General features: G+C 62.3%; 5 protein-coding genes and 1 pseudogene. 3 read left to right on the forward strand and 3 right to left on the reverse strand.

The genetic code is table 11. The annotated features are described in order from the left end of the window. Positions 1 to 220 precede the first annotated feature (220 nt). Positions 221 to 901: an isonitrile hydratase gene (inhA, locus tag ACIO0C_RS03985; protein ID WP_401308121.1), complete on the reverse strand. Its 681-nt coding sequence runs from the start codon at positions 899 to 901 to the stop codon at positions 221 to 223. 89 nt (positions 902 to 990) lie between these two features. On the opposite strand from inhA, the gene ACIO0C_RS03990 reads away from it, so the two are divergent. Next, positions 991 to 1,974 (forward strand): GlxA family transcriptional regulator, encoded by a 984-nt coding sequence (locus ACIO0C_RS03990; protein ID WP_401308124.1) that lies wholly within the window; start codon positions 991 to 993, stop codon positions 1,972 to 1,974. A 12-nt stretch (positions 1,975 to 1,986) separates the two neighbouring features. Here the strand turns inward: ACIO0C_RS03990 and ACIO0C_RS03995 are convergent, their stop codons facing one another. Together ACIO0C_RS03995 and ACIO0C_RS04000 are read right to left on the reverse strand one after the other, a co-directional pair. Continuing rightward, positions 1,987 to 2,376, reverse strand: coding sequence for a hypothetical protein (locus ACIO0C_RS03995; protein ID WP_401308126.1), 390 nt, complete (start codon positions 2,374 to 2,376; stop codon positions 1,987 to 1,989). A 248-nt stretch (positions 2,377 to 2,624) separates the two neighbouring features. Next, positions 2,625 to 2,937, reverse strand: a pseudogene (locus ACIO0C_RS04000) (glycoside hydrolase family 15 protein); the annotation flags it as partial. Between the two features lie 303 nt (positions 2,938 to 3,240). Here ACIO0C_RS04000 and ACIO0C_RS04005 point away from each other — a divergent pair. Together ACIO0C_RS04005 and ACIO0C_RS04010 are read left to right on the forward strand one after the other, a co-directional pair. Further along, a complete protein-coding gene (locus tag ACIO0C_RS04005) occupies positions 3,241 to 4,413 on the forward strand; it encodes an MFS transporter (RefSeq protein ID WP_401308128.1) in 1,173 nt (390 codons plus the stop codon). Positions 4,414 to 4,521: 108 nt separating this feature from the next. Continuing rightward, positions 4,522 to 5,256: a thioesterase II family protein gene (locus tag ACIO0C_RS04010; RefSeq protein WP_401308131.1), complete on the forward strand. Its 735-nt coding sequence runs from the start codon at positions 4,522 to 4,524 to the stop codon at positions 5,254 to 5,256. The last annotated feature ends 255 nt before the right edge of the window (positions 5,257 to 5,511 follow it).

Genomic DNA, 5,511 nt, shown 5'->3' on the forward strand with positions numbered 1-5,511 from the left:
ATGTCGTCTGTTACAAATTGGATCCTATGCGTATTCTGGCCCCATCCACTGAGGCACAGGGAGTGCTCTCAGGATCATGGACGATCGGCCATTTGCAAGGGATGCTGACGACAGGGAGTTGTAATGGTCTTGGAAGAACCCGCTTCGGCGGGTTTTTTTGTGGGCGTCATAAATGCCCTGGCTGCTTGAACACGGGATCGCGCAGCCAGTCATTCATTTGTCAGCCGAGTTTCGCCGCCGCCCGCTCGGTGATTTGCGCGCGCAGTTTCAATGAACTCGCGGCACGTTGGCGAGCTTCCTCCAGCACACGGGCGGGCGCCGTTTGCGGGCTACCGGCCTGGAATGGCGGCGCAGGGGCGTATTCCAGTTGCAGTTGCACCAGCTGGGCGGTGTCCTGATCGAACAGCTCAGCGGCCAGGGTCAGGGCAAAATCAATGCCTGCGGTAATTCCGCCACCGGTCAGCAGATTGCCATCGCGCACCACCCGATCCGCCACCGCAATCGCCCCCAGCGGCGCCAATAACGCGTGATACGCCCAGTGGGTGGTGGCGCGTTTGCCTTTGAGCAGGCCCGCCGCACCGAGCACCAACGCACCGGTGCACACCGACGTCACATAGCGCGCATTGGCGGCCTGGGCCTTGATGAACGCCAGGGTTGGCTCATCCTCCATCAACGGCCCGACCCCACTGCCACCGGGAACGCAAATCACATCCAGCGCCGGGCAGTCGTCGAAGGTAACGGTCGGCTTGAGCACCAGCCCGGTGCTGGCGGTGACGGGCATCAGGTCCTTCCAGATCAGGTGCACCTTCACGTCCGGCAGCGACGCCAGAACGTCGTACGGGCCGGTAAGGTCGAGTTGCTGCACCTGTGGAAACAACAGAAAACCGATCTGCAAGGTCATGGTGTTTTTCTCCTGAAGTGGGGTGGACGTCTTCACTGTAGGCGCCTAGGATTTGGCGTATACGCCAATCACCCCACGAATTACGCCAAATGCCGAAAACCATTCACGTGCTCGCCTTCGCCAATGTGCAAGTGCTCGATGTCACCGGGCCGTTGCAGGTGTTTGCGTCAGCCAATGACATCGCCCGCCAGCAAGGTTCGCCGCCACCGTATGCGCCGTCGGTGATAACCAGCGGCGGCGGGGCGGTGATGTCGTCGGCGGGCCTGGCGTTGCTGGCCGAGCCTTTGCCCGGGCAGGGCAGCGACACCTTGATCATCGCCGGCGGCTGGGGCGTCTATGCGGCGGCGCAGGACCCCTCATTGGTCAGTTGGGTTCGTGAACACGCGGCAATGTGCCGGCGGGTGGCATCGGTGTGCACCGGGGCGTTTTTGCTGGCGGCCAGCGGCTGGCTCGATGGCCGGCGCGTGGTTACCCACTGGACCCGCTGCGAACAGCTGGCGCAGCAACACCCGCGCCTGCAGGTCGAGCCCAATCCGATCTTCATCAATGATGGTCCGGTCTGGACCTCGGCCGGGGTGACGGCGGGTATCGACCTGGCGTTGGCGATGGTCGAAGCCGACCTTGGCCGGACCATGGCCCTGGAAGTGGCCCGGCAGCTGGTGGTATTCCTGAAGCGCCCTGGCGGCCAGTCGCAATTCAGCGTGACCCTGTCTTTGCAGAAAGAAGGCAACCGCTTCGACGAGCTTCACGCCTGGATTAGCGAAAACCTCAGCAAGGACCTGGGCATTCCAACGCTGGCCAACCAGGCCGGAATGAGCGAACGCAGCTTCGTGCGCCACTACCGCGCCGACACCGGCCAGACCCCGGCCCGGGCCATCGAGCTGATCCGGGTCGAAACCGCACGACGCCTGCTCAGCGATACCGGCGTACCCATCAAGCGCGTGGCCGTGCAATGCGGATTCGGCAGCGAAGAAACCCTGCGCCGCAGTTTCCTGCGGGCCATGGGGGTGACGCCGCAGGCTTATCGCGAGCGGTTTTCGGTTAACGCTGCAGCAGATCCAGTAGTGTCTTGAGCCTGCGCGTGATTACTCATTCGTCTCCGCCATCTGGTTGAAATACTTTGTCCGATCCGGGGTAAACGTCACGACCATTTTCGTGCGTGAACAAGTCAGCACCCGTTCTTCGCCCAGATCCACATCCAGATCCTCCCCGCGCAAGCCCTGCCATTGGGCGAGGTACTTGAGGGATCCGTATTTCTCCAGCTTTTTCAGGCTGCGGTTGACGCCACCTTTCCAGCCCAGCACCGGCAGTTCGCCGGCGAGGCATTGATGGGCGAGGTCGGGGAAGCGGGCGGCGCGCTGGCGGCCGACTTCCCAGCATTTGATCAGGCCCTTGTCGGGGGCGTCCCACAGTTCGTTGCGGTTCAGGCCGGTTCGAAGGGGGAGGTTGATGCTGCGGTGGATGCGCTGGGTCATTCTTTTTCCTTGAATTCGGGTTTTGTTGGACAGCTCCGCTGTGCCCGTTGATCGGGGATGTTAGGTCGGGATGTAATGGCTGGCAACAGGGTATTTTCGGGGGGGGGAGTCACATTTTGTTTATTGAATGTAGGATGCCGGCCTACACAAAACCCTTGCCGGACGTCGAACTTGTAGGAGCCCGGTTTGCCGGCGAAAGCGCTTTCAAGGACGCCTTCGCCGGCAAGCCGGGCTCCTGCAAGTAGCATTCAGGGCTGCCAGTTACTCTTCTCGCCGCTGAGCTTGCGATCCAGAAAACACGCCGCGCTGATCAACGCCAGGTGCGTCAGCGCCTGTGGCGTGTTGCCCATGTGCCGTGCCCGGCTGTCGAATTCTTCGGGTTTTTTCGATGGCGTCGAGGGTCGCGAGCCAGCGCGGGTCCCTGGCGCTGACGAAGCGCACCAGTGGCATCAGCAGCATCGAACCGTCGAGGCCGGTGCCGCCGATGTGCTGCACGAAATGCCCGCGTTCGTTGTTCCGGAAGTTTTCCCTGGTCCTGTTCAAGGGTGAATTCGGCGACGGCTGCCTGCCCGTCAACGGCTTTGGCGTTCGGGGTGATGGTCGGGCATTGGCGCGGGGCTCCGGGATAGATCGAGGACCTTGATAGCTGACTGGTTTGAGCGGTTGACATTAGTCTGGAGTTGGATGGTGGCTTTGCTGGCCCCTTCGCGTGTAGCAGGTACACCGCGGCGCCTGGTTCGCCGGCAAGTCGGATCGCCGCACCGCTGGCTCCTACAAGGGGGCTTCACATTCAACCAACAAATCGGCCCTTTCCCAGCTACCAGCCTTGTGGCAACTTGCAGGCCCTAATCGAGGCCGGATCCCATGGCAAACCCTTACCGCGAGCTGTTCAAAGCCCCAGGCAGCAGAGCTTTCGTGCTGGCCGGGATGATCGCGCGCATGCCGATTTCCATGACTGGCATCGGCCTGATCACCATGCTGTCGCAGTTACAGGGCGGCTACGGTTTGGCGGGGGCGGTGGCGGCGACCTTTGCCCTGGCCACGGCGTTTTGTGCGCCGCAGGTGTCGCGGCTGGTGGACCGATTTGGCCAGCGCCGGATCCTGCCGGTGTCGGCGCTGATCGGAGGCGGGGCATTGTTGCTGGTGTTGCTTTGCACCCGTTTGCAGGCGCCGAACTGGACGTTGTTTGTGTTCGCCGCGATCGCCGGTTGCATGCCGAGTATGTCAGCGATGGTGCGGGCGCGTTGGACCGAGTTGTACCGCGGCCAGCCGCAACTGCAAACCGCCTATGCCCTGGAGTCGGTGCTCGACGAAGTCTGCTTTATCGTCGGGCCACCGCTGTCGGTGGGGTTGTGCGTGGTGGCGTTCCCCGAGGCCGGGCCATTGGCGGCGTTGCTGATGCTGGCGATCGGGGTCACGGCCTTCGTGTTGCAACGCAGCACCGAGCCGCCGGTGCATGCCCATGAGGAACACCATCAAGGCTCGATCATCCGTTCGCGCGACATTCAGTGGCTGATGCTGCTGATGGTGGCCATGGGCACCATCGTCGGGGTGGTGGATGTGGTGAGCGTGGCCTTCGCCCAGCATCAGGGCCAACCGGCCGCGGCGAGTATCGTGTTGTCGGTGTATGCGATCGGGTCGTGCCTGGCCGGATTGGCGTTCGGTGCGTTGCGTTCGAAAGTGCCGCTGGCGCGCCTGTTTCTTTACGGCGGGGTCGCGACGGCGGTGACGACATTGCCGTTGCTACTGGCGGCGAACATTCTCGGGTTGTCCCTGGCGGTGTTCGTCGCCGGGCTGTTTTTTGCGCCGACCCTGATTGTCGCCATGGCCTTGGTGGAGCAAATCGTGCCGCCGGCCAAACTTACGGAGGGCCTGACCTGGCTGGTGACCGGGTTGAGCATCGGCGTGGCGATCGGTGCGGCGGGGTCGGGTTGGATGGTGGATGCGTTCGGGGCGCGCAGCGGGTTTTGGCTGGCGATTGCGGCGGGGGCGGTCGTCCTCGGTTCCGCGATCCAAAGCTATCGCCATCTGAAATAAAGCATTACCTGCAGGAGCGAGCATGCTCGCTCCTGCAGGGTTCTGCACGACTAATTCCCCGTGGCGCTCATCCGTTCTCCTATACAGATAACTTTCGAGGTAAGCCCGGTGACCCAGCTGACATTGCTGTGCCTGCCCTATTCGGGCGCGAGTGCCATGGTCTATAGCCGCTGGCGGCGCAAGCTGCCGGATTGGATCAAGCTGCAGCCCGTGGAGCTGCCGGGGCGCGGTGCTCGCTTCGGCGAACCGTTGCACACCGACATGCGCCGCCTGGCGCTGCAACTGGCGCAGGAACAAAAAACCACGCTCAAGGCGCCGTATGCCCTGTTCGGTCATAGCCTCGGCGCATTGCTCGCCTGTGAAATGGCCCATGCGTTTCGCTCGCTTGGGTGTCCTGAGCCCGTCGCATTGTTCGCCTCAGGCACTGCCGCGCCGACCCTGCGCGAGGACTACGACCGTGGCTTCGCCGAGCCCAAGACCGACGCCGAACTGATCGAGCAACTGCGCCGCCTGAACGGCACCCGCGAAGAAGTGCTGGCTAACCAGGAGCTGATGAGCCTGACACTGCCGATACTGCGCGCCGATTTCCAATTGTGTGGGCGTTTCGAGCCGCTGCAGCGGCCGTTGCTCAAATGCCCGGTGCACGTGCTCGGCGGCAAGGCCGACCGCGCCACCAGCGAGCAGTTGATCGGCTGGCGCAAGGAAACCCACGGCAGCTTTTCCGTGGACATGCTGGCGGGTGGGCATTTCTTTATCCATGAGCATGAAGCCAAGGTGCTCAAGGTGATCAAGGATCAGCTTGAGGTTCATCATCGGCGGCATGCCATGGCCGTGGCGGGTTAACCCAATTTCAAACATCACCCCAATCCCTGTGGGAGTGGGCTTGCCCGCGATAGCGGTCTGTCAGTCAGCTATACGTTGAATGTGCCGCCGCCATCGCGGGCAAGCCCGCTCCCACAGTGTTTTTCATCGGCCTGCATTTCCGCGTTCCAATTCCTTTCTGATAGTTCTTCTCATTCGCTAATTTTTCCGGTCTGCATTCGTTTTATAGGGACGACGTGCCTTTGTGCTTCCCGCCACTGATCCGGATACCCAGAA

It is taken from the genome of Pseudomonas sp. NPDC087336 (assembly GCF_044744285.1).
Classification (GTDB): domain Bacteria; phylum Pseudomonadota; class Gammaproteobacteria; order Pseudomonadales; family Pseudomonadaceae; genus Aquipseudomonas.